This is a genomic window from Nitrospirota bacterium (assembly GCA_020851375.1).
Taxonomy (GTDB): domain Bacteria; phylum Nitrospirota; class 9FT-COMBO-42-15; order HDB-SIOI813; family HDB-SIOI813; genus RBG-16-43-11.
In genome coordinates this window covers 255109-278044 of sequence record JADZCV010000045.1, presented here as the reverse complement: position 1 = coordinate 278044, position 22936 = coordinate 255109, and the positions used below count along the sequence as shown (strand labels likewise).

Annotated in this window: 23 protein-coding genes and 2 tRNA genes; 10 read left to right on the top strand and 15 right to left on the bottom strand. The window is 47.1% G+C overall.

The features are described from left to right. Positions 1 to 8: 8 nt before the first annotated feature. From IT393_10770 to tadA, 3 genes are read right to left on the bottom strand one after another with little or no spacing between them, the layout of a single operon-like run. Positions 9 to 1037, bottom strand: a complete 1029-nt coding sequence (locus IT393_10770) for a rod shape-determining protein (protein MCC7203125.1) — start codon at positions 1035 to 1037, stop codon at positions 9 to 11. Further along, positions 1027 to 1497 carry an RDD family protein gene (locus IT393_10765; GenBank protein ID MCC7203124.1) on the bottom strand — a complete coding sequence of 157 codons (471 nt, stop codon included), beginning with the start codon at positions 1495 to 1497 and terminating at the stop codon, positions 1027 to 1029. Before IT393_10765 ends, IT393_10770 begins: the two co-directional genes overlap by 11 nt. Positions 1498 to 1538: 41 nt before the next feature. Further along, on the bottom strand, positions 1539 to 2048 hold the full coding sequence (gene tadA, locus IT393_10760) for a tRNA adenosine(34) deaminase TadA (GenBank protein MCC7203123.1): 510 nt from the start codon (positions 2046 to 2048) through the stop codon (positions 1539 to 1541). 280 nt (positions 2049 to 2328) lie between these two features. On the opposite strand from tadA, the gene IT393_10755 reads away from it, so the two are divergent. The 4 genes from IT393_10755 to IT393_10740 all read left to right on the top strand — a co-directional run bounded on the left by IT393_10755 (position 2329) and on the right by IT393_10740 (position 4914). Further along, a complete protein-coding gene (locus tag IT393_10755; GenBank protein ID MCC7203122.1) occupies positions 2329 to 3234 on the top strand; it encodes a hypothetical protein in 906 nt (301 codons plus the stop codon). Between the two features lie 18 nt (positions 3235 to 3252). Further along, positions 3253 to 4698 (top strand): DNA recombination protein RmuC, encoded by a 1446-nt coding sequence (rmuC, locus tag IT393_10750; protein ID MCC7203121.1) that lies wholly within the window; start codon positions 3253 to 3255, stop codon positions 4696 to 4698. Between the two features lie 57 nt (positions 4699 to 4755). Further along, a tRNA-Lys gene (locus IT393_10745) sits at positions 4756 to 4828 on the top strand. A gap of 8 nt (positions 4829 to 4836) precedes the next feature. Continuing rightward, positions 4837 to 4914: transfer RNA gene (locus tag IT393_10740), tRNA-Glu, on the top strand. Between the two features lie 579 nt (positions 4915 to 5493). Here IT393_10740 and IT393_10735 read toward each other — a convergent pair. From IT393_10735 to IT393_10685, 11 genes are all read right to left on the bottom strand, one after another. After that, the gene (locus tag IT393_10735) at positions 5494 to 7359 is read right to left on the bottom strand and encodes a phage terminase large subunit family protein (protein ID MCC7203120.1); all 1866 of its coding nucleotides are present in this window, start codon (positions 7357 to 7359) and stop codon (positions 5494 to 5496) included. Beyond that, entirely contained in the window at positions 7346 to 7828 is a 483-nt protein-coding gene (locus IT393_10730; GenBank protein MCC7203119.1) for a hypothetical protein, read from the bottom strand. Before IT393_10730 ends, IT393_10735 begins: the two co-directional genes overlap by 14 nt. Before the next feature lie 300 nt (positions 7829 to 8128). Then, positions 8129 to 8398, bottom strand: a complete 270-nt coding sequence (locus tag IT393_10725; GenBank protein MCC7203118.1) for a hypothetical protein — start codon at positions 8396 to 8398, stop codon at positions 8129 to 8131. An 11-nt stretch (positions 8399 to 8409) separates the two neighbouring features. Continuing rightward, the gene (locus IT393_10720) at positions 8410 to 9456 is read right to left on the bottom strand and encodes a phage major capsid protein (protein MCC7203117.1); all 1047 of its coding nucleotides are present in this window, start codon (positions 9454 to 9456) and stop codon (positions 8410 to 8412) included. 32 nt (positions 9457 to 9488) lie between these two features. Then, on the bottom strand, positions 9489 to 9893 hold the full coding sequence (locus tag IT393_10715) for a hypothetical protein (protein MCC7203116.1): 405 nt from the start codon (positions 9891 to 9893) through the stop codon (positions 9489 to 9491). A 196-nt stretch (positions 9894 to 10089) separates the two neighbouring features. After that, positions 10090 to 10476 (bottom strand): hypothetical protein, encoded by a 387-nt coding sequence (locus IT393_10710; protein ID MCC7203115.1) that lies wholly within the window; start codon positions 10474 to 10476, stop codon positions 10090 to 10092. A 2-nt stretch (positions 10477 to 10478) separates the two neighbouring features. After that, positions 10479 to 12176, bottom strand: a complete 1698-nt coding sequence (locus IT393_10705; protein MCC7203114.1) for a hypothetical protein — start codon at positions 12174 to 12176, stop codon at positions 10479 to 10481. Beyond that, positions 12173 to 12367: a hypothetical protein gene (locus IT393_10700; protein MCC7203113.1), complete on the bottom strand. Its 195-nt coding sequence runs from the start codon at positions 12365 to 12367 to the stop codon at positions 12173 to 12175. The genes IT393_10705 and IT393_10700 overlap by 4 nt, the downstream gene beginning before the upstream one ends. Before the next feature lie 88 nt (positions 12368 to 12455). Further along, complete coding sequence (locus tag IT393_10695; protein ID MCC7203112.1) at positions 12456 to 13175, bottom strand: hypothetical protein; 720 nt, start codon at positions 13173 to 13175, stop codon at positions 12456 to 12458. Further along, positions 13172 to 14437: a site-specific integrase gene (locus tag IT393_10690; GenBank protein MCC7203111.1), complete on the bottom strand. Its 1266-nt coding sequence runs from the start codon at positions 14435 to 14437 to the stop codon at positions 13172 to 13174. The genes IT393_10695 and IT393_10690 overlap by 4 nt, the downstream gene beginning before the upstream one ends. 291 nt (positions 14438 to 14728) lie before the next feature. Further along, on the bottom strand, positions 14729 to 16753 hold the full coding sequence (locus IT393_10685; protein ID MCC7203110.1) for a PAS domain S-box protein: 2025 nt from the start codon (positions 16751 to 16753) through the stop codon (positions 14729 to 14731). 109 nt (positions 16754 to 16862) lie between these two features. Between IT393_10685 and ettA the strand changes: the two genes are divergently transcribed. Beyond that, a complete protein-coding gene (gene ettA, locus IT393_10680) occupies positions 16863 to 18548 on the top strand; it encodes an energy-dependent translational throttle protein EttA (protein MCC7203109.1) in 1686 nt (561 codons plus the stop codon). A 9-nt stretch (positions 18549 to 18557) separates the two neighbouring features. Here ettA and IT393_10675 read toward each other — a convergent pair whose 3' ends face one another. Then, on the bottom strand, positions 18558 to 19019 hold the full coding sequence (locus IT393_10675; GenBank protein ID MCC7203108.1) for a hypothetical protein: 462 nt from the start codon (positions 19017 to 19019) through the stop codon (positions 18558 to 18560). A 195-nt stretch (positions 19020 to 19214) separates the two neighbouring features. On the opposite strand from IT393_10675, the gene IT393_10670 reads away from it, so the two are divergent. From IT393_10670 to IT393_10650, 5 genes are all read left to right on the top strand, one after another. Continuing rightward, on the top strand, positions 19215 to 20183 hold the full coding sequence (locus IT393_10670) for a 4Fe-4S binding protein (GenBank protein MCC7203107.1): 969 nt from the start codon (positions 19215 to 19217) through the stop codon (positions 20181 to 20183). Further along, positions 20173 to 20430 (top strand): sulfurtransferase TusA family protein, encoded by a 258-nt coding sequence (locus IT393_10665; protein MCC7203106.1) that lies wholly within the window; start codon positions 20173 to 20175, stop codon positions 20428 to 20430. The genes IT393_10670 and IT393_10665 overlap by 11 nt, the downstream gene beginning before the upstream one ends. 23 nt (positions 20431 to 20453) lie before the next feature. After that, a complete protein-coding gene (locus tag IT393_10660) occupies positions 20454 to 20810 on the top strand; it encodes a VOC family protein (GenBank protein MCC7203105.1) in 357 nt (118 codons plus the stop codon). A 159-nt stretch (positions 20811 to 20969) separates the two neighbouring features. Then, a complete protein-coding gene (locus IT393_10655; protein MCC7203104.1) occupies positions 20970 to 21890 on the top strand; it encodes a ketopantoate reductase family protein in 921 nt (306 codons plus the stop codon). 64 nt (positions 21891 to 21954) lie between these two features. Next, complete coding sequence (locus IT393_10650; protein ID MCC7203103.1) at positions 21955 to 22935, top strand: hypothetical protein; 981 nt, start codon at positions 21955 to 21957, stop codon at positions 22933 to 22935. Position 22936: the final 1 nt, after the last annotated feature.

The following is a 22936-nucleotide window of genomic DNA, read 5'->3' as shown; positions in this document are numbered from 1 at the left end:
CTGCTGTCTTACTGGGTAAGCACAGAGACCTTCTTCAGAAGATCAAGTTCATCCAGTACCTTTCCAGTTCCCATGACAACAGTCGTTAAAGGGTTCTCTACAGTGATAATAGGAAGGCTTACCTCTTCCCTCAGCCGCAGGTCAAGCCCCCTGAGGAGAGAACCTCCTCCTGCAAGGACAATCCCCCTGTCTATAATATCAGAGGCTAATTCGGGCGGTGTATTTTCAAGAGCTATCTTTACTGCATCAACTATAGCGCTGACAGGCTCTTCAAGCGCCTCCCGTATCTCGTCACTATTGACCTCGAGGGTCTTTGGTATTCCTGATATCAGGTCCCGCCCTTTCATTAGCATGGAGCGTTTTTCTTCCATGGGGTAGGCGGAGCCGAGTTCCATCTTTATCATTTCTGCCATGTGGTCTCCCATTAGGAGGTTGTATTTTCGTTTTATGTAGGAAAGTATAGCCTCATCCATCTTGTCACCGGCTACCCTGACCGAGTCGCTGTAGACTATACCTGCAAGGGATATTACGGCAATATCGGTTGTCCCGCCGCCAATGTCCACGACCATGTTGCCCGATGGCTCAGTGATAGGAAGGCCGGCGCCAATGGCCGCTGCTATCGGCTGTTCTATAAGATAAACCTCACGGGCGCCTGCCAGTTCTGCAGAATCACGGACCGCCCTTTGCTCCACCTGTGTTATTTTTGCAGGGATGCCAATGATTACGCGGGGGCTTACAAATGCCTTTCTGTTGTGTGCCTTTGTAATAAAGTGGCTCAGCATCTTTTCAGTAATGTCAAAATCGGCGATTACTCCATCCTTTATAGGTCTGATTGCAACAATGTTTCCAGGAGTCCTGCCGAGCATTCTTTTTGCTTCTGCTCCTACTGCCAGCACCTTGCCTGATTTCTTCTCAATAGCGACTACTGATGGTTCGTTGCAGACAATACCCTTGCCGTTGATATACACGAGTGTGCTTGCCGTACCAAGGTCTATAGCCAAATCCGTTGAAAACCACCCTAATATGCTACTTAACAATTTTCACCCCTCCATTCTCTATTACTGTTGTTTTTGCCAATTCGTCTCCGATCCTGAGACCCTTTTCATTGCCTATAATTACAAGCGCCTCAACAACATAAATCGCAAGCGCAAACACCCACCCCACGTAGGGTATAAAAAAAAAGAGATAACCGGCTGCTATGGTCATATTCCGCAGGACAGATTCTTTATATGAGCAAAGTTCCCCGTCACTCTTTATAGTCCTGAGGTTTATTAGTTTCTTCCCGAGGCTTCTGCCGTCAAAGAACCCATCTGCTATCAGGAGGTATGTGAGCCCCGCGAAAAAACCGACAGGATATAACAGTTTTGAGAAAGCAGCAGCAATGATCAGGTCAATTATCCGGGCGACAAAGCGGTTAAAAATGCCTGCCTTATGATACTCCGGAGCATCTGACGTCCGTGTCTCCGAGAAATTAACTTCTTCTGTCACAGTAGGCATATGATAGAAAACCGGTAAAACCAAATTATTATAGCAGAGTATTATTTTATTTCAACTTTTCGGCGACTTGCGAAGAAATTCTTTAGGATACGGCCGCATATTTCTTCCCGCACCCCTGTGATAAGCTCAACCCTGTGGTTTAGCGCCGGCTCCTGCAGTATCTGAAACAATGAACCGCCTGCGCCTGTTTTGGGATCCTTTGCTCCAAATACAACGCGGGGAATCCTTGCCAGGACAATCGCTCCTGCGCACATTGCGCAAGGCTCTATAGTTACGTAAAGCGTAGCGTCTGTCAGACGCCACCTGGCCAGTTTGGCTGACGCCTCCCTGATTACTATAATCTCGGCATGGGCAGTCGGGTCACGCAATGACTCACGCAGGTTGTATCCACGAGCAATAAGTCTGCCGCCTGCAGCTAAAACAGCTCCTACAGGCACTTCACCAAGAGATGCGGCTGTCATGGCCTCTTTAATAGCCATATCCATGAACCTGTCATCCGTTTGACTGTCAGTGTTATTATACCCTTCTGCAGGTATTATGTCTGTTTCCATGAGATTGAGATTAGTGTAAAACCCTGATAGTGTCAAGAAAAACACAAATAATTTCACATGAAAATGCTCCTGTGTACCCGTCATTCCCACGGAACCTGTCCCCGCATGATTTAAGCGGGGAGTGGGAATCCAGAATCAGGCCTCGGTCTGGATTTCCGCTTACGCTGGAATGACGTTTCCATGATCATTTGTGAGTCAGGGATTCATGACAGTTCATCTAAAAATACCTTGACAATTCATACGGCTTATTGCTCAATTAATCAGGTTTGGGAGGATATCAATGCGGCATGGCAGGACAGATGACGATGGCTTTATGCCTGACCCGGGGGACCTGACTGATGAAGAGATACTGGAGAGGCTTAGAGAGGGCGGTCTTGATATAACCATTGATGATTTCAGGGCTGAGGCAATTAAGGCAGGGTCTCCTGAGATGCTTGCGGGAAACTGGGCATACTTGTACGGGATTGGCGGTGCTGATGAAGATTCTTTTTTGTACGGCGCTGTGTTTGAATTATGGAGGAGGCATCTGGGATATGAGAAGAAGACCCCTGAGATGCTGGCTGAATTCATTGATGACATTGTCAACACATATGAGGAAAGTCCAGAGTCGCACGAACAATATTTCCTGTCAAATATTTATGAACGGGTGAGGGAATTCTATCATAAACTTATCAGGGAAGACGGTAGTCCTGATGTGGATCTCTACAATGATCTTACGTGGTATGCACGCAACGACTTTGAGGGATTTCTGCTCAGCATTCCACATGAATTATTGCAGCATGGCATGACAGATGAGGCTGTAAACATAGGAAGATGGTTTGCCGCGTTTTCCAGCCAGCCGCAGGACTTTCTGAGAGATACCGCCTGCATACTGGCGGATGCAGGCAGGCGGGAAGACGCCATAATGCAGGTTGAAGAGAATATTATGCGTTTTCCCCGGGACATGTGGGTCATAATCAATGCCGGTGATGCAATGTACAGTCTTGGCGACACGGAGTCTGCAGAACGGTACTTTCTCAGGGCAAAGAATATGGCTGACAGAAAGTCTGACAGTATGGTCATACTTGAGAGGCTGCTTGATCTGTACAGAGAGCTTGGGAGAAAAGACATGGCAGTTGTAATAGAAAATGAGATCCTGTCGCTCGACCTTCCGCTCAGGAAAAATAACAGGAACAACAGGGAGTAACGGAACAGCCACAGGTTTATGGAAAATATAATATACATAATTATCGGTGTAATAACAGGCGGCGGAATTGCATGGTTCCTGGCAAGGTCAAAATTGCAGGACATTCACTCAAAAGAGACCGCTGAACTCCGGACAGAACACTCCGCAAGACTTTTGGAGCTTGAGGGAAAGGCAAGGAGTGCAGAGGCCATAGTAAATGAGCTCCGGCAACAGATTCAGAATAAGGACGCTGACCTGAGCAGGCTCAGGAATGACATCCAAACTGAGAAACAGTCCAAAGTCGAAGCTCTTACAAGACTTGAGGCATCAAATGAGAACCTTGAGGCACAGCGACGGCTTATAGAAGGGATGAAAGGGGAGATGACCAATACATTTAATGCCCTTTCATCTGCAGCTCTGAAGAGCAGCAGCGAGGAATTTCTGAAACTTGCATCTGAAAATCTAAGCAGGATTGTTTCTGAGACCAGGGGAAGGCTTGGAGAGCATCAGGTGGCGATGGACGGAATGATAAAGCCTTTGAATGATGCGCTGAAAAGGTTTGATGAGCAGATCAGGTCTATCGAGGAAAACCGGAATAAGGCTTACGGAGGGCTTGAATCGCAGTTAAAGACACTGGCGTCAACCCAGGAACTGCTCCATAAAGAGACAAGTAATCTTGTTTCTGCCCTTAGAAAACCGGAGGTGCGGGGTAGATGGGGTGAGGTGACATTGAGAAGGGTTGCTGAACTCTCAGGCATGTCGGAGCACTGTGATTTTACAGAGCAGTTGTCTGTAGATACAGACAAGGGAAGGATCAGGCCGGACATGATTGTTCATCTTCCTTTGGATAGGGAGATAGTAGTTGATTCAAAGGTGCCTCTTGAGGCTTACCTCGATGCCATATCTGTCAATACCGAGGACCAGAGACGGGACAAAATGGAGAGGCACAGACAGCACATAAGGACGCATATGAACAAGCTTGCATCAAAGGAATACTGGAGCCAGTTCGACAGGTCGCCTGAGTTCGTCGTCCTGTTTATCCCTGGCGAGTCATTTTTAGGCCCTGCGCTTGAAATGGACAGCACCCTTATAGAGGATGGAATTCAGAAAGGTGTGATTATAGCCACACCTACGACATTTATTGCATTATTAAGGGCAATTGCATACGGCTGGCGTCAGGAGTACCTGACAAACAATGCGAAGCAGATAAGCATCCTTGGTAAAGAATTGTATGAAAGGATAAGTGTCATAGCAGGTCACCTGGATGACCTTGGCAGTACGATAGGCAGGAGCGTTGACACGTATAACAAGGTAATCGGTTCCCTTGAATTGCGCATTTTGCCCACTGTAAGAAAATTTAAGGAACTTGGCGTTACCGGAGGTGAAGATATCCCAACGCTTGAGCAGGTAGACAGGAAGCCAAGGAACACAGGAATTTTGCGGGAATTAAATGGGTCACAGGATATTCCGGAGGACCCCTCTTAAATTATTTGACATTTACAAGTGGTAAATGATATTAATATATGTTCTGAACTCATCTATGGGCCGCTAGCTCAGTTGGTAGAGCACCGCCCTTTTAAGGCGGCTGTCGATGGTTCGAATCCATCGCGGCTCATCATCAGCGTCCCCATCGTCTAGCTCGGCTTAGGACGTCGCCCTTTCACGGCGCAAACGGGGGTTCAAATCCCCCTGGGGACGCCAATAAAATCAACAGGTTACAAAGTAAACATAAAACAATATCCTGATTTACTTAACATTTACTTAAAACATGGGTAGGGAGTTAAAGAGGCAGGAGCGGATCACTGAGGGACACAGGTTATTTCAGTTATCATCAGCACCTTGAGATTGAAGCAGCATGAATATATAATAAGACATGCTTTTTTACGTATGGATCATAAGTGCATTCATCATTACGCCTCCACTTGCCAAACTAAAAAGGCGCTTTACCTTCGCTTGGTTGGTAGCAGCCCTAATCTTTGGCCCACTTGCCCCCCTGATCCTGATTCAGCTTCCGTCATTAAAAGATGGCAAACCCGAAACAACTCTTTATTCGTGATCTGAACCCGTCTCAGCACCCATGTCAACAATAAAAATGCCCCTCAGAAAGCGTACACGGTTATTCCTGCTCTTTTCCGTCCTGCGGTCTGGGGATACCATCAAGTTTTGCTGATTCAAAGGGATAAGTGACCTTCCCGCAGTTTAAGCACCTGACAATATTCAGCACATAATAACCATCAAGCGTTCTCTCAGGAATCATCAAGCCGCTACATTTAGGGCAAGTCATTTATACTTCCATGAGTTGACCCATCCCGGCTGAGTGGCCCTCCGCTGCTTCATGTTTTGCTGCTGTGCCGGCTGCTTTTCCTTCACTTTTGAGAATGAATCCACCAGCTGGTTAAGGTTGAAATTTGAGAACGTCTTGAGTATTTCAAGGCCGGCCAACGCATAGACTCTTGCGTCAAGTGCTTCCCCTCGCTTACCCGGTTTTCTCTCCCATACCCGTTTCCCCTTGCGAAGGACCAGACGCTCTGATGTCAGTTGCTCAAAATACTCAGGTGGATAGTGATCAGGGTAGTGCATGAACCCGGGACCGGGTTCAACAAGATTAAGCCGTCCGAATATCGCTGCTTTTGCCGTGTCTGTCCCGATCAGGAAGAGATGGACCTTACTGGTCTTGTGCTTCTTTGGCGGCCTATCGGAGATGATAGGCGCTGCTGTCTGGTTAGACCCCTTAATTGCATAAATTCCCCTGACCTGCCGGTCCCTTATGAAGTCATAGACCGCTTTCGTTGCATAGCCTGAATCAATACAAGCACTCATGATCCGAAGGGTGCGACCGGAGGCATGAGGCCAGGTCTTCTGCAGATAGCCTTCAAGCTCTGTCCATACTTCAGGCTTTGAAGGATCGCCGATGAGGACCTTATACTCAATGGACCAGGACTCTTCCCCTTTTCCCCAGGCAACGACCTCAAGCTCGAGGCGATCCTTCTGAACATCACAACCGGCAGTCAGTACCGCGGCCCCCAGGGGAATCTCAGGCCCATAGGATTCCACTCTCTGCAGGATACCCTCATAGTCGGCCTGCTCAGTTACGAGTTCCCATGTCTCACCTAAAACCTGATTTGAGAACACCTGCATCGAGGTTATATCTCCCTGCTTTTGCAGCCGGCGGGCCTCGAGAAACTCCCTGACTATCTCTTCCCAGGACTTCCAGCCAAGCGGCGAATATAAAGAGGATAGGTGAAAGCCTGCAATCTTGCTCATGCCAGGGGTCTCAGACCGCCATTCGCCGGCCTCAAGCATCGAGGTCTTATGATATTCTTCAATCCGCTCCCCGCATCGCTCACAAACGTAATGCACCGTTTCCGGAAGGTGTTTTTCTCCGTCCTTATCCCACATGATACCTGACCATTTTAACGGTTGCATCCATTCACAATGAGGACATGGGACGTAATATCTGCGTTTGTCTGATGCCTCATATTCTCTTTCTATCCGGGAGATGTTTTTAAAAGTTGGGGTTGAGACAAGGTAAATCTTCCGCATGGAAAAAGTGGATGTTCTTTTTTCTGCCAGTGAGACTGCATCGCCTTGACCGCCTACATCTGCGGCGTACTCGTCCACCTCATCCATGAAGAGATAACGAATCGGCATTGAGCGAAGCCTTGCGGTAGACTTTGCGGAGGCGATAATTAAAATACCGCCCGGATATTCCTTTGAAAGTGTTGTGTTTCCGGAATCCCGCTCCCTGGAATCCCTGATGAGGCCATGCAGTGCAGGGGACGCCTCAATCATGCTTCCTAACCGCTGTTTACTCCAATTCCTTGCCGTATCTCCAGTGGGTTGAACCACAAGTGCAGGTCCAGGGGCCTGATGAATAATATACCCAATCCAGTTAATACCGCATTCAGTCCCTCCAACCTGAGCACCTTTCATAAAGACAATTCGCTCATTAGGACTGGATGGAGAAAGACACTCAAGTATCTCCCGGAGATACGGCGTTCTATTAGTCTTCCACCGACCCGGCTCAGATGCGCCCTTCCGGGGTAGCATCCGGTATGTGTCGGACCATTGCCAGACAGTCAGATCAGGGTCAGGCATAAGACCTGAGTTAAATCCATTGTAGTAGACCTGGTTAGGGTTTAACATTTGATTGCTCCTCCAGGGCTGCCCTTAACTCTTTATGAAGGATTGCATTAACCTTCTTGACATCACTTTCTGCAGCAAGTAGAGGGGCCAGTCTGTCCGGCAGGTTAAAGATAGCATCCCTTAAGATACGCCCACGATTAAAGGCAGACAGTCTGACCTCCTCGGCGTCCACCAACTGCCCGATTGCCTTTTCATATTCCAGGCGCTCGCGTTTTGCCCTGATTTGTTCACGCTCCGTCCGGGCTTTCCAGTAGGAGGACTCGCCCTTCTTAACCTTACTATCAGACTTTCTGAGACCGTCCCGGGCTGGATCCTTTGCGGCTGCAAGCTGCTTGTCCGCCTGAACCGGGTCTATCTTTCCATCATCTAAAGAGATAATTCCTTTCTGAGTCAGGCGGGAGATATGTTGCTTTGAGACCCCTTTTCGCCTTGCGTATTCTGACTGTGAAACCAGATTATTTCTTGTCATTGTCAACCTTGTTTTCCTTTTCTGAATTTAATCAAACCGTACGCCTCGGAGCCCCGAACCGGGTTCGGCCTAAAGGACCCAAAGAAGCATTGTGGGGACAGGGTATGCCGGCCCCGCCCCGCAATGCCAAAGGAGGAACAGCCTGGCGGCAGAAAGGGGTAAACAGTCCCCTTGACGATCCCAGGCCGTAAACGCCATCGTCACCGGCGTCATCACGATTACCCTGATATGATGATGAAAGCGTGTTAACCCGCCTCTGGCAAATTATCAAGGTAAGCTCCATTTGCCCAGGAGCTTTGGTCATTCGACAATCTCGCATTTACCCACCGACGCAAGCGACTCTGCAAGGTGTCTCTCGATCTCGACTACCTGACCGGGTTCAACGCGCTCGCCCCTGACAAAGAAGGCTCGCAACACCCGGACCTTTGTTGGTCTGAAGAGTGCCGGATCATTCTTGGGAATTTTGGAGTTATCGTTGAGAAAAGCTACCCTCTGTCTTTCCTCCTGTCTTTCCTCTTCAAGAATGGATCGCCGTACAACGTATGACTGGAAGTTAGTTAAGAAACTCATTTATTCCCTTTCTATGTAATTGAAGTTGCCACACAAAAGGCCGCCGGATGCAGAACAGAAACATCCATACTGAGAAGCAATCTTGCCTGTATCATTCCCGTTTTGAACCCAGTGTTATCGTACGGGTTAATCTCGACGACAAAACCGTTGCCCCAGATGCCCAAGTAAATATAAGGCCATGCCCCGCATATCATTGTGGCAGTAGGGACATCCGTTGAAGCGTAAGCCGGACGGGAGGCAACCATATCACGATCCCACATGAAGCCGGAACCAGTTGACCGCTCCCGCTTTTCCAAAAGTTCCCGAATGGATGGTGTACTGATAAACGATATATCCTCATCCATCGCGTTTGAATCTGAAACTTTGCGCTTCATTGAGACGACACCGGCCTGAGCAAGAGAGGTTCCGGTTTCCGTGTTGATCCCGGTTGTGTTGAGTAGGCCCAAAGGCTGCCCCGATGCACCGCTGCCGTTTAAGACCCCCTGGTCAACGGCTGTGCCGATCGTCCGCATAAGTTCTCTACGAATAAAACCCTCTGCATTGGTTTGCAATGTTAGCTGCCGTGAGACGTTTACCAGTGCCCCGCATGTCTTCGGTGTCATAGCTACCTGCGTCAGGGAAGGGTTTGAGGCCGTGACCTGTCCCGTTTCGTTGACCCAGTAAGGTGTTGCCTTCGTTGTGGTCTTCGGGATAGCCTGGTCCCCGATAAGACCGGTCTCGACCGTGATTCCCGCCCTCGCCGTGACGGACCACGGCCGCAAAATATCCACGGCTTCCGGCGTCTCTGTTGCGACAAGGTAGCCACCGGCCGATGCAGTGCCTTTACTTAAGTCTCTAAATTCGGAGAACGGGATAAAGACCCGGTTTTTATCGAATGACCGGTTTTCCCTACTTGACCACTCTTCGAGAACTTCCAATTCATAGCCGTTTAAGCGGTTGTGCTGCATGTCCCGGATTGCGGTTGCCAGACTGAATTTTGAGAATTCGTTGCTTCCCTGTGAAGCTGAAAGACAGAGTTCCCCGATCCGTTTTAACTGTGCTCGCGTGAGTATATCCATATGATAATTTCCTCCAAAATTGTTTGATGCGTTCATTCTACCGCAAACGTGCGTATTTGCCTGATTGCCTCAGGGAGGGGATCATCCTTATCAATTTCCCGATGATACATATTTTTAAATAATCTGTTAAAGGCCAACAACAACGCGATGGCCGTCTGACGCTCTGTAATCTCGGCCCGCAAATGGACTTCATCACGCTTGAGTGAGTCAAGGAGTGCCGTTGCAAACGTTTCCAGTAGTTCAGTGCTGCCGATACCGTCTACACCGGCCCGCCATCTCTTTATATCGTCCAGGCAAACAAGCGATCCTTCCCGGCCCGTCTCGCCCATGCGGACAGTGGGACAGCCTTTTTTAATCCATCGTCTCAATGTGCTGGTGTCACGGTTTAAGACTCTCGCCGCCTGTGAAAGTGTGACGGCATCCGTTTCTGTCCTCATTACTTGAACAACCCTTTATCTGGTTCCTCTAACGGCTTCCGGTCTTCCTGCAGCGGCTTGCGGTCCAGTTCCAACGGCTGCAAGGTCTGAAAGTGCAAGACCCCGCAAGCCGGACATTCGTAACGTTTGACCTACTTCTTTTCGCGAAAGAGCCACTTGATATATTCATTAATTCTGCAATGACAATAACGACATATCAGCATGATTTTTCCTTTCTCTCCAGGACGGAAATTAAGGTTCCGCTCAACTCTTTTTTGACCCGATGAACCGCCTGTATCTCTTCAGGTGACGCCCCTTTTAGCAGCTTTAGTTCAGCAATCGTGAATGTGATAGCATTCTCAGGAATATAAGTTGCAGCTTCCGGATCCCTTAAAATCCATACCTCCTCATTTAACGTTTTTGAAAATATACGCGCAGCTTGAACATCTTTTACCTCATCCGGCAATATTGGCCGGACATACCCGGCGGAAATTAATGCCTGCGCTTTCTCCGGTTTTAATATTTCCACGATACCCCCAGGGGACACGTCAAAGACCTTTCCGGCCTTCATTAGTTTGATAGGTTTTAGGACATATAGACGCATCTTTAGTCTCCTTCCAAAATTGGTGCCTGTGTTTCAGCGGATAAATTACTGAAGAAGGTATCAATATGGGGTGTTTCGGGTGTTTTAGGGTGTTTTATTTTATGCTGTAAGTGAAATGAATTTATATCCTGTATAGGAGACAAGCGATATGTCTGATTTTTCGTGTATCCGTCCTGACCGGCCCTGCAGATTTTAACACCCGAAACACCCGAAACACCGATTACACGAAAAACCTGATCCCTTTTCGCTGATAAAGCATGACCCATTCTCTGCTGCGCTGCTAAGGCGCTTCGTCCACCCCAAATATCGAGTAGAATTTCAGACTCATGCGCCAATTTATATATGTCCCCGGAACTTACCGCCCGCTCGCCGTGTTTTTCGTGCCATATAGAACAAAGAGCGACCCATTCGGTGGATGTGGTGTCACTCTGAGAGTGTAATCTATCTCTATCCTGTAAGAAGCCCTCTATTTCTGCTATTTTGAGGATACCACCTATCACCTGAGCCCACGACTCAAAGCGGCCAAGAGTAGTCGTGCCCCTTGGCTGACCTGCATCAACCCAAGCCTTTATGACTGAGAGGCACGCACTGACAAGAAAGGCCCGGTTTTCCCTAACCCATCCGATTAGGTCAGGATGTTTAAACCCCCGTCGTTCCTCTGGCCGGTCTACGTTTGCGTCAAGACGAATAGATATAGTTCGCCTGACAACCTCATCAGACAGCTCGACATTATTTCCTGTTGTTAGCCATGTGGTAAAGTTAGGAATAGTCCGTGTTTCAGACTTGCCTAACACGCGCCCACGCCAAGATGTGGTAGTCAACGCGGCGCATAAATTTGCAGATTTAATGCAACTTATATTATCAAACAAGACGAGAGGCTGCCCCTCCAGTAACAAACTGGTTATTCTTTTTTCCATTTCACCCTCATCTCGCGAGTATCCCATGACAGGAGCAGGCCCGCCAGTTGCAATTTCGGAAATGACATCCATTAAAAGGCCTTTACCTGTACCGCGACAAGACGCCTCGGCCAGGTGATTCGGTGTGGGCCCCGCAATCATATAGCGCACAAATGGAAGCAACAGGGCAGCTATGCTGTGGGCTCGGCTGGCCGAATCGGAATATGGGAAGTCTGAAAGTAAGTCATCTAAAAGTAGACTGACAGCATCATTCAATGCTATGTCAGAATTTAATTTCTTCATACCTTCGAGACTTAGATATATACCGCTCTCTACATCATACCCGGATGTCGAAAGCAGGCGGCCCCCTGGTAGAAATACCGGGACACGGCTAATTCCTTGGAGTTCAGGCAAAGGCAAATCGAATTCAGGCAAAGACAGAATATCCTTAACAACCGTCAGGGGTGGTTCAACTGGTTTGAACTCACCCCGGCTTTTCGTCAAAAAATCAGCGACACGATCTAACACTCCTCGCAAGCCCGCTGGCGTTAATAGTTCAACACGACCACCATGTAGACGTACAAGTGCCGCACCTCGCTTGAAAATATAAGGGTTTGGCCTGTTGCTGCGCTCTATCGCATCAAGGGAAGCCGCCGTCAAATGGCGCATGAACGCATCCGTAATGACAATTTGTGGCCGCTGCTGCGCCTGATTAATGGCCTCATTCACCCGCTTATCGAGTTTATGTGACCATGCCTCATAATTTTTTTCGAATTCCGGATAGCTTTCGCCTGCCCCGGTCATCGGCCGGCCCCTGATTCAGCCTCAAGCTTCCTCCTCCACTCTGCGGCTGCTTCCTTTGTGACAAGCCGTTTGCTGCCAAGTCTAATTATCAACGGCCCCTTGCCAGCCTTGACCAACTGATAAAAAAAGGCTCTACTAATCTTGTGACTTTCGCAAAAGTCAGATATGGTGAAAGCGTTTTGTTGATTCATTTTGACCCCCCATGTTTATGTGTACACACAGAACATACCAGACGGGTTCACTGAAATAGCGGTATCTTGGGTAAATGGGAGGAAAAAATTACTTCTTCAAAATTTCATTGAGGGTATCGTTAATTCTTCTAAACTTTAATGGTTCTTTTTTCTTTGGGTTAGTTCTGAGGTGATATTCAAAATAATTCTTTAAATCGTAATCTTTATCTTCGCTATGGATCGAATCCCCATTTGACCTGTAGACACCACGAATTGAAAGCGGGATAGGGTTTTTTAACGTCTCATACAGGTCTGCCATGAAATCAGGGTCAATCATTTTATCTATCACGTTTTTAAAAGTCGGTTTCAGCTTATCTTTTTCAATTTCCTTTAAAATGCGCCGGACGGTTTGCTTTACTGGCCCCTCTGCGCCCCTTTTTCCTTTGCCACCCATGCTGGACGCTTCCCTTTTAAAAAACTTCCTTGCCTCGGGGATATTCAGCCCTACGTTTGCCAATATAAAAAACTTCCCCAGGTTGATAGAGTAGACCATGCGCCGGAGTTCCTCCTCATCCTTACAGTTATTTATCATCTCCCTCGTAAGTATTACAAATCCCAGTAAGCTGTAAGCATAATGAGCAGCTTCATTGAAGTCAGAGAGTTTCGAGTTGATATAGCCGATGTCCACGAAGTGTATCTTTGTTTCAGGCCATCCGCCGAAAAAATGGCGGCCTATTTTATCAGGATCAATTCCCTCATTCTTTAGAATATCCCTGGCCTCTTTCTCTGTCGCGTCAAGTTCAAGATTTAATTCAATAAGACCTATCATCTTTCAATCCCTTTTTTCAATTTCAGAGTTGTGACATTGCTTTTCTCGATACCAAAACTCGGCAGGTTTGCCTTTAATGTATCTGCAACATAATCTGACTTTAAATGCGCATAGTGTTTCGTCGTTATTCGCATGTCACTATGTCCTATCAGGGTTGCTATTACCTGCAGGGGAACACCCTGGACTGCCAAGAAACTCGCATAACTGTGTCGTAGTATATGGAAACTCACCGGCGGATTAATATTAGCGGCCTTGCAAGCTGCTACCATGCGCCTTATCTGCAAGGAATCAGTCCAGCGCCGTCCCCTTATAAGGAAAATATAGTCCTGTTTTTCTCGTCCTGCTGTTAATTGCTCAAAGAGTTGTTTCCCCTCATCTGTCAATGGGGTATATCTCGGTTTACCGTTTTTCGTTTCCCGGAAATGTATAGTTCCTGCTTCATGGTTATAGTCGTAGCATCTCAATGCTATCAGTTCTCCATATCTGCCACCTGTTAATAGTGCCGCATGTACCAGTGGTTTAAAATCACCAGAACAGGCGTTAATGAGTCGTATACATTCATCTTGAGATAAAAATCTTATTTTGGCCTGATCTACCTTATCAAACGGCTTAACCCGTCTCCAGGCAATATCAGAGTCAACGTAGCCATCCCGGAAAGCCTTGTTTAACGCAGCCTTGAAATAATTTAGTATCCTGTTTATAGAGGCTTTCTTCCTTCGTACTATCTCATCTTCAGACATATCACTTGCAATATTACTTTTTACACTGTCTAATAGTCCGTGCTGCCATGTTGAAATCTCCCTGGTAGTTATCTCGGACAAGAGCTTCTTTGCAAAGACGGGTAATATGTGCATGTCAAATCTTCTCACTGCATCATCATAAGAACGCCTGTGTAGCTTGAACCAGTTCAGATAATCATTTACAGCATCCTGTACAGTATAGGGTTTGCTGATCTCCAGTGTTGTACCTACTTCTTTTTTTACGCAATCATCTGCATATTTCCGGGCCTTATCCTGTGCTTCAAAGTAGTTTAGTATGTCTATACCGTTTGAATCCCTGAAATCATCAGCTTCGGCCAATACGTGAAATATGTAAGTCTTGCCGTTATAAAGACGTGCAATCCACTTGCTCGACTGCTTGCCTTTACGATAACCCAGGTGCAGGCCTTCGCTTATCAATTTAAAGTAGGGTTGATGTCTTATTACCAACTTTGCCCGTGCTGTCCTGTTCTCTAACCTGGTATCTCTGGTAGCTTTCGCCATTGAATTCTACCCATCCTTTCTGTATACTGACTTTTGTATTAAGTAAATATTAAGTAAAAAGATACAATGTACAATACAGCGCAAACATAGCTTACTTAACATTTACTTAATATATGGGAATAAACACATAAAGTCAAGGGTGAACAGTGATAGACAAGAAACTCAGTAATTGCAAGGGGTATCGGGATAATCGGCTTGTTTATGGTTGTCTATGGATGCCTAAAATATGGGCAGTTTGACGACTTTCACGGCGCAAACGGGGGTTCAAATCCCCCTGGGGACGCCATTTATTTACGCCATTGACCTGTCTGAAAGTACATCATCCACCACCCTGCCAAGCTCTGCAATTGTGAATGGCTTGACTATGCCCCCCTTGAATCCATACTTCCTGTAATCTGACATTACCGGGTCATTGGAATAACCGCTTGACACAATAGCCTTTGCGTCTGGATTTATATCAAGGAGTCTTTGTATGGCATCCAACCCACCCATGCCGTCGCGGATGGTCAGGTCCATGATTACAACGTCAAATGGTCTGTCATCTTTCATTGACTTTTTGTACAGTTCAATCGCTGTCGCGCCGCTTTCTGCAAAGTCTGCTTTATATCCAAGCGAAGACAGCATTGCGCCGGCAATCTCCCTGACTATCGCCTCATCATCCATGATGAGTATCCTTCCACTCTTTTGACTGCATATTTCATCAGTGTCTTTCCTGTGAACAGGCTGGTTCTCAGAGGCTGGCAGTAATATACAGAAAGTAGCGCCTCTGCCCAACTCTGATTCAACAGTTATATGCCCATTATGATTTTTGATTATGGAATAGGTAGTAGCGAGCCCAAGCCCGCTCCCTTTTTGTTTTGTCGTGAAGTACGGATCAAATATCTTTTGAAGATTCTCATCAGGGATCCCTATTCCATGGTCTCTTACTGTAATTTTTATATATTTACCCTTTGGAAGATAGATGTGATCGTCATTAATTATGGCATTTTCGCATATTATCTCAATAATGCCACCCTGAGGCATTGCCTGATCCGCATTTAAAACAAGGTTGTTAATAACCTGGCTTATCTGTCCCTCATCTGCTTCAGCCGCCCAAAGGTCGTCAGATATATTGAACTCTGGTCTTGTCCTGGAGCCGCTCAATGTGAAGCTGGCTGAGTCCCTGATGATGTCAGTGAGCGAGACAGTTTTTTTAACAGGTGCGCCTCCCTTTGCGAATGTGATGAGCTGTTGGGTCAATTCCCGTGCCCGGATACCCCCCTTTTCAGCCTCAATAAGTGATCTTAAAACATCATCATTCAGGATGTCATACATTCTTGCGAGGGAGATGTTGCCCAGAATTCCTGTTAAAACGTTGTTGAAGTCATGTGCAATACCGCCAGCTAGGATGGAGAGGGATTCAAGTTTTTGTGCCCTCAGTAAATCATTCTCCAATTTTACCCGGTCAGTGATATCTCTTGCAATTCCTTCCATGGCAATCAGATGACCCTCATCATTACATACGGGGGTATTATGCTGCTCTGTCCATATGACAGACCCATTCTTATGCAGCCAGCGCAGGACAATTGGTTTCCCTGCCTCTGCCTTACCCTGGAAATACTTGTCCAGCAAGGGACGATCTTCGGGGTGTATTATCTTTATCCCCAAATCTGCGTCAGCGTAGTGTTCTTCCGGAGTGTAACCGGTTATGCTGGTGACCGCCGGGCTTACGTAGGCAAAACGGCGCTGAGGGAAAAACTCGTAGCGGAATATTATGTCCCGTGCATGTTCAGCGATAAGTCTGAACCTTTCCTCACTAATACGGAGCGCCTCTTCTGCGCGTTTACGGGCTGTAATGTCTGTAATCACGGTAAGACGGCTCGTAATCCCCGCCTTTACCTGCGGTAGAGTCACGCATAATAATACGTGAATAAGCTCTCCATTGAGGGTCTTGTTTATATCTTCTGCTATAAAATGTTCTTTTCCATCGGCAATAGCTGCTAATTCGCTCTTTAATTGCCGGTATGAGCCTGGCGTAAAGATCTTATCTGCAGAGTTGAGCAGTTCTGTCCTGTCTCTGGCGCAGTAAAGTCTTACAGCCGCATCATTTACATCTACTATCTTCAGCATCCGGGCTGCCCTGCGTACGAAGTCCGGGTTTTCATCAAGATATCCCGGGAAATCCGCTACCCCCTGCGCCTTGAGTGTCTTGATTGCCTCAACAATCTCTGAGCAGTCTTCTTCCAGGATTGCAACAGATGCTTTATTGAATATATCTTTATATTTATCGTTGGCTGACAGATTGGTCATGTTATTTATCGTGATGGTTGCCTTCATGGGAAGTTTAGCAATCTTTTATTTTAAATTCAATTAATTCTGTAATTTATTAACCTTGTTAAATTACGGACTGGTATAAAATCCGGTTTTGTGATATTTTCCTGTTACTATGAGCAATGGGCCTGATAAAGTTATTTACTCGATGATTGGAGTGAGCAAGTTCTACGACAAGAAGGCTGTACTAAAAGATATCTATCTCTCATATTTCTATGGGGCCAAGATAGGGGTGCTTGGTCTGAACGGCTCAGGAAAGAGCTCCCTTTTGCGTATACTCGCCGGGATAGATAAGGATTTTAACGGACAGACCGTGCTTGCCCCCGGCTACACGGTTGGTCTCCTTGCACAGGAGCCTGAACTGGATGAAACCAGGACCGTTCGACAGGTTGTGGAAGAAGGCGTGCAGGAAGTGGTTGATGCACTTAATGAATACAATAAGATTAATGAAAAATTTGCAGAACCAATGTCAGATGATGAGATGGCCAGTCTTATAGACCAGCAGGGGAAAATTCAGGAGAGGCTTGACTCCCTGGATGCCTGGGAGCTGGACTCCCGCCTTGATATGGCTATGGACGCCCTTAGATGCCCCCCCGCAGATACCCCTGTTAAAATTATTTCAGGAGGGGAGAAGCGACGTGTGGCCCTCTGCAGGCTGCTGCTCAAGAAACCCGACATACTTCTCCTTGACGAGCCTACGAATCATTTAGACGCCGAGAGTGTCGCATGGCTTGAGCATCATCTCCAGAACTATCCGGGTACTGTTATCGCTGTGACACATGACCGCTATTTCCTTGATAATGTGGCCGGGTGGATCCTTGAACTCGACCGGGGACAGGGGATCCCATGGAAAGGGAATTATTCATCCTGGCTGGAGCAGAAGAAGAACCGCCTTCAGCAGGAGGAGGCTGCAGAGAGTGAACGCCAGAAGACATTACAGCGTGAGCTTGAGTGGATACGGATGTCCCCTAAGGGACGCCATGCGAAATCAAAGGCACGTATAACGTCTTATGAGGAACTGCTGCGTCAGGATACAGAAAAGGGTCTCAAAGAGATGGAGATATACATCCCTCCTGGGCCGAGACTTGGCAATGTTGTCGTTGAGGCGAATAATGTAAGTAAGGCCTTCGGTGACAATATCCTTATGGATGGAGTTACATTCTCCCTTCCACCTGGAGGCATTGTAGGGATCATCGGGCCTAATGGTGCAGGAAAGACGACTCTTTTCAGGATGATTACCGGCCAGGAAAAGCCTGACTCCGGGACATTCAGGATCGGAGAGACGGTGAAGCTGGCATATGTGGACCAGAGCAGGAATGACCTTGATCCTAATAAGTCCCTGTGGGAGGTTATCTCGGACGGCCTGGATGTCGTTCCGCTTGGTAAGAGACAGGTCAACTCCCGTGCCTATGTGGCACGTTTTAATTTCTCAGGGAGCGATCAGCAGAAGAAGGTCTCGGCACTCTCAGGCGGCGAGAGAAACCGTGTGCATCTGGCCCGTATGCTGAAGGAAGAGGCCAATGTCCTTCTCCTTGATGAGCCGACCAATGACCTTGATGTGAACACCATGCGCGCACTTGAAGAGGCGCTGGAGAATTTTGCCGGATGTGCAGTGGTCATCAGCCACGACCGCTGGTTCCTTGACCGTATCGCAACCCATATACTTGCGTTTGAGGGCGACAGCAAGGTTGTCTGGTTCGAGGGGAATTACTCTGAATATGAGACGGACAGAAAGGCCCGCCTCGGCGCTGCAGCAGACCAGCCCCACAGGATCAAGTACAGGCATCTGACCAGAGGGTGATAGGCTGTCTCACAAGTTTTTATACAGAAGCAAACCAAGGTGCTTGTTTAATGCGTGGGTCCTTGTCAGAAATGGAACGATAGGCCTGCGCCTGATGCCCATCTTTTTGAGTTCATTTATAATTTCATCATAACTTCCATCTATCTGTAATCCTTTATTAAATGCTTCAATAGCCTTAAGTTTGTATCCGCCAGCAGCATAGACCTTGCCAAGATTCAGGTAGAAAAGGGGATTATAGAATTCTTTTTTTATGGCGTTTTCACAAATAAGTGCACCGGCCCTGTACTTCTTTTCAGCGAGGGCAGTAGCAAGGCCGAGATAAGACAGATATGTGGCAGGGATTTTGTCTGCATCTTCATATCCACTTGTTTTAATGGCAGTTTTTATGGAATCCAGGGCATCTATGTATCTCCGATCCTTAAGCAATTTGATTCCGTCATAAAAGAATTCATTTGTATATAACTTTTTCATGGTTGTATGGATACCTCCAAACTTGAATTATCGGCAGTATTAAATCATAAATTAATCCTTGTAACTGATATTTTATGGCAAGTTAATTGCACTTATGCTAAAGTTGACAATAAAAAATCGCAAATAGTATAACTGTCAGGACATCTCATCCGGGGAGGATTATAAATGAGCAATAATGATACTCAGGTGACGGAAATGGAAGGTCTTAAAGAGCAGCTTCGCAAGGAGTCAAAGAAGGCAAAGCTTGACTTCAATGAGTTAAAAAGCGGGGGGTTCATTAAACAGACGCAGAAGGACCTCTTCACTGTGCGTCTTCGCTGTCCTGGTGGCAAGGTTAATGCCGAACAGATGAGAAAGGCAGGGGAGATTGCAGATAAGTTTGGAAGGGGCGAAATCCACATATCTGTCCGCCAGTCAATTGAGGTTCCATATGTAAGTTATAAAGATTTTGATGCTGTGGCAGAGTCCCTGAGAGAAATTGGCTGGGCAGTTTCATCATGCGGACCAAGATTGCGTGTTCCCACGGCCTGTGCAGGTTGTACCTACAATCCTAACGGCCTCACAGACACACAGGGCATCTGTGCAGAGGTAGACAAACGTTACTTTGGCATTGAGACGAGGCATCACAAATTCAAGACATCCTTTTCAGGCTGTCCTATTGACTGCTTCCGTACACGTGAAATGGACCTTGGATTTCAGGGGGTTCTTGAGCCTAAGCTTATAGAGGATGAGTGTAATGGCTGTGAGCTGTGTGTCAAGGCGTGTGATGAGGGCGCTTTAAAGATGGATGGTGAGTTACCTGTCAGGGACTGGGATAAGTGCATCCACTGCGGTGACTGTGTAAAGGTCTGTCCGGTTGACGCAATGGTCAGCAACAGGATAGGCTGGCTTGCAAGGGTTGGCGGAAAACATGGCAAACACCCGTACTTCTCATATGAAATTGCCAATTTCCTTACTGATGATCAGGTCTATGTACTGATCGAAAAGACAATGAGCTGGTATCAGGAGAATGCAGTAGGGCGCGAACGTATTGGAGCGGCTATAGAAAGACTTGGTCTTGAGCGCTATATGAACGATGTTGTAGATCCTCTCGGCCTTGAAGCAATAAGAGATCAGAAAGACAGAAGAAAATACTACGCGAAGGGAAATTTTTATGACAAATAAAGGTGAGACTGTAAGTCCGGATGATAAACTTGATCTTTCGGGCGTACTCTGCCCAATAAACTTTGTAAAGACCAAGTTAAAACTTGAAGAGATGGAAGTAGGCCAGGTGCTTGAGGTCATCCTCGATGATGGAGAACCCATGAAGAATGTCCCCAGGAGCGTAAAGGCAGAGGGTCATAAGATCATAGGCGTTGAGAAATTAACTGATGAGACCTACAAGATCCTGATCCGTAAAGAAACTGATTGATTACCAAACTCCTCCACACCCGAATGCGGGTAAGCGATATGAAAGAGACATTGCAGTTTTATTGCGATGTCCTCGGGCTGGAGGTGTCCCGCAGGTCTGAGTCGCCGCGCGGGTCAGAGCTTGCCTTTCTGAAGATCCCCAACAGTGATGAAGAGATAGAGCTATGCTCTTTTCCGGCCAGCGGCAGGGTAGTCGTCCAGGAAGACCTTGTGCACCTTGCCTTTGAGGTGGATGACCTTGATAAGATGATCGCATCCCTTAAGCAGAAGGGTGTGGCTGTTACGGATGGGCCGACCCGTACGTCATCAGGCAGCCGGTTCTGCTTCATTGATGCGCCTGACAGATACGAGATTGAGTTGATCGAGAAAAGGAAGCAATGAGTCGAAAGCAATGAGCAATCTCACAAATGGTCATCAAAAACGTCATTTCCGCGAATGCGGGAATCCAGACCGTGAGCCTGGTTCTGGATTCCCACTCCCCGCTTAAATCCTGCGGGGACAGGTTCCGTGGGAATGACGGGTACTTAGGAGTATTTTCGAGTGAAAATCATGATCGTTGGTGCAGGCGGGGTAGGCGGCTATTACGGTGCCGTTCTTATGAAGGCAGGAGTAAACGTCTCATTTCTTGTTACCGAACGGAACCTTCCTGTACTTAAAAGTAAAGGACTGACTGTAAAGAGCAAAGGCGAGGTCTGGAATTCCATGCCTTCTGTATCAACTAAGCCTGAAGACCTTGGCCCGTGTGACCTGATCATAATAGCTGTTAAACGATACGATACCGGCAAGGTTCTTGATACAATCCGCACTGTAGTTACCAAAGATACTGTAATACTCACAATACAAAACGGTATTGACGGCGAAGAGGAAATACTGCGCCGCTTTCCTGAAGCCAATGTCCTTGGAGGTGTTGCCTTCCTGGCATCCAAATTAGAAGAACCAGGAGTTGTTAACCACATTGGAGCAGGCTCCCTTGGCATAGGGGAGCTTGACGGCAGCGAGAGCGCTCGTGTACAGTCTATTGTTAATCTTTTTAAGAATGCGGGGATTCCCACCAGACTATCGAAGGATATTCTTAAGACCAAATGGGAGAAACTTTGCTGGAACGCTGTATTCAATCCTGTGTCCGTTATCCTGAATGGTCCGCTTGAGCATATACTTGATTCAAGGGATGCACTGGATGTGGCGTATGCGATATTTCAGGAAATCAGGGCAGTGGCAGGGAAGAAGGGCGTTATTATTGATGCCAGTCTAATGGACGAGCAGATAAACGTTACACAGAAATTGCGGGGTTATCACACTTCCATGTATGAGGACTTCATGAAGGGAAAGCCGACTGAGATAGATTATTTCAATGGTTTTGTGTGCCGGGAGGGTTTAAGGCATAATATACCAACTCCTGTTAATTGTATGATAACGTCTATGGTCAAGGCTGTAATCTCGCGGCATAAAAACGCAGGTTGACACTTCTTGCTGTTTTCTGATAAAACTAACACGGCAGGAAAACATTGAGCATTACCCTTACTCTATGGCATTATTTAACTATACGTCACGGGAAATAAATGCAAAGATAGTCTATTACGGGCCAGGGTTGTCCGGCAAGACGACTAATATCAAGTGCATTTATGAGAAGATAATCCCGGAAAAGAAGGGTAAGCTTATAACCCTCCCCACTTATTCAGACAGGACACTTTTTTTTGATTTCTTTCCCCTCGAGGCCGGAGAGATCAAGGGATACAAGATGAGATTTCATCTGTATACTGTTCCGGGTCAGGTATTCTACAATGCGACGAGAAAGCTGGTGTTGAAGGGCGCTGACGGTGTGGTGTTTGTTGCTGACTCACAGGATGGAATGATGGATTCCAATCTCGAAAGTCTCTACAATCTTAAGAAGAATCTTGCAGACCATGGGATCAATATCAATGACTTTCCCCTGGTCCTTCAGTACAATAAGAGAGACCTTCCAAATGTGCTCCCGGTAGAGGTTATTGACAAGACGCTGAATACGCGGGGAGTTCCCTATTTCTCAGCAGCTGCATCTACAGGTGAGGGTGTGCTCGAGACACTGACAGCCATCAGCAAACTGGTTCTTGGCGACCTCCGGGAGATGATAGAGACCGGCCGTCCCCGGAAGAGGATGCCTGTTCCGAAGGAGTCAGAGGCTGAAGCTCCGGGAACACAGTTGTCTGCTTCAGAGGAGCAAATACCGGAGAGAAAAGAGGACCTGAGGAGTTGGATGGAGTCTGATACATCCGGAGCGGCATCATCTGACAGAGGCGCTGGACAGTCTGTATCTGATGCGCATATTACAATGGAAAGCATAGAACTTGGCAAGCCGGTTCCTGAGGTGACGAGGATCACGAATGCTGTTATGGAAGGGATACTTGATGTAGCGTTGAATATCAAGCTCAGGGTCGTTACGTCTAAAGAGGGTGATAAGATACGGGTGAGAGAAATAGAGGTCTCGGATTATGAGCCAAAGGAGATAGGGGTAAAAGGAGGAGAGTAAG

Bases quoted from the DNA above. Each gene is read 5' to 3' on its own strand.
- tadA (MCC7203123.1), bottom strand. From the start codon at position 2,048: ATGGAAACAGACATAATACCTGCAGAAGGGTATAATAACACTGACAGT.
- IT393_10705 (MCC7203114.1), bottom strand. From the start codon at position 12,176: ATGACCGGGGCAGGCGAAAGCTATCCGGAATTCGAAAAAAATTATGAG.
- IT393_10665 (MCC7203106.1), top strand. From the start codon at position 20,173: ATGACAAATAAAGGTGAGACTGTAAGTCCGGATGATAAACTTGATCTT.
- IT393_10675 (MCC7203108.1), bottom strand. From the start codon at position 19,019: ATGAAAAAGTTATATACAAATGAATTCTTTTATGACGGAATCAAATTG.
- IT393_10670 (MCC7203107.1), top strand. From the start codon at position 19,215: ATGGAAGGTCTTAAAGAGCAGCTTCGCAAGGAGTCAAAGAAGGCAAAG.
- IT393_10725 (MCC7203118.1), bottom strand. From the start codon at position 8,398: ATGAGTTTCTTAACTAACTTCCAGTCATACGTTGTACGGCGATCCATT.
- IT393_10730 (MCC7203119.1), bottom strand. From the start codon at position 7,828: ATGACAAGAAATAATCTGGTTTCACAGTCAGAATACGCAAGGCGAAAA.
- IT393_10695 (MCC7203112.1), bottom strand. From the start codon at position 13,175: ATGATAGGTCTTATTGAATTAAATCTTGAACTTGACGCGACAGAGAAA.
- rmuC (MCC7203121.1), top strand. From the start codon at position 3,253: ATGGAAAATATAATATACATAATTATCGGTGTAATAACAGGCGGCGGA.
- IT393_10660 (MCC7203105.1), top strand. From the start codon at position 20,454: ATGCGGGTAAGCGATATGAAAGAGACATTGCAGTTTTATTGCGATGTC.
- IT393_10710 (MCC7203115.1), bottom strand. From the start codon at position 10,476: ATGCGTCTATATGTCCTAAAACCTATCAAACTAATGAAGGCCGGAAAG.
- IT393_10690 (MCC7203111.1), bottom strand. From the start codon at position 14,437: ATGGCGAAAGCTACCAGAGATACCAGGTTAGAGAACAGGACAGCACGG.
- IT393_10685 (MCC7203110.1), bottom strand. From the start codon at position 16,753: ATGAAGGCAACCATCACGATAAATAACATGACCAATCTGTCAGCCAAC.
- IT393_10735 (MCC7203120.1), bottom strand. From the start codon at position 7,359: ATGTTAAACCCTAACCAGGTCTACTACAATGGATTTAACTCAGGTCTT.
- IT393_10765 (MCC7203124.1), bottom strand. From the start codon at position 1,497: ATGCCTACTGTGACAGAAGAAGTTAATTTCTCGGAGACACGGACGTCA.
- IT393_10700 (MCC7203113.1), bottom strand. From the start codon at position 12,367: ATGAATCAACAAAACGCTTTCACCATATCTGACTTTTGCGAAAGTCAC.
- IT393_10715 (MCC7203116.1), bottom strand. From the start codon at position 9,893: ATGAGGACAGAAACGGATGCCGTCACACTTTCACAGGCGGCGAGAGTC.
- IT393_10650 (MCC7203103.1), top strand. From the start codon at position 21,955: ATGGCATTATTTAACTATACGTCACGGGAAATAAATGCAAAGATAGTC.
- IT393_10755 (MCC7203122.1), top strand. From the start codon at position 2,329: ATGCGGCATGGCAGGACAGATGACGATGGCTTTATGCCTGACCCGGGG.
- IT393_10720 (MCC7203117.1), bottom strand. From the start codon at position 9,456: ATGGATATACTCACGCGAGCACAGTTAAAACGGATCGGGGAACTCTGT.
- ettA (MCC7203109.1), top strand. From the start codon at position 16,863: ATGAGCAATGGGCCTGATAAAGTTATTTACTCGATGATTGGAGTGAGC.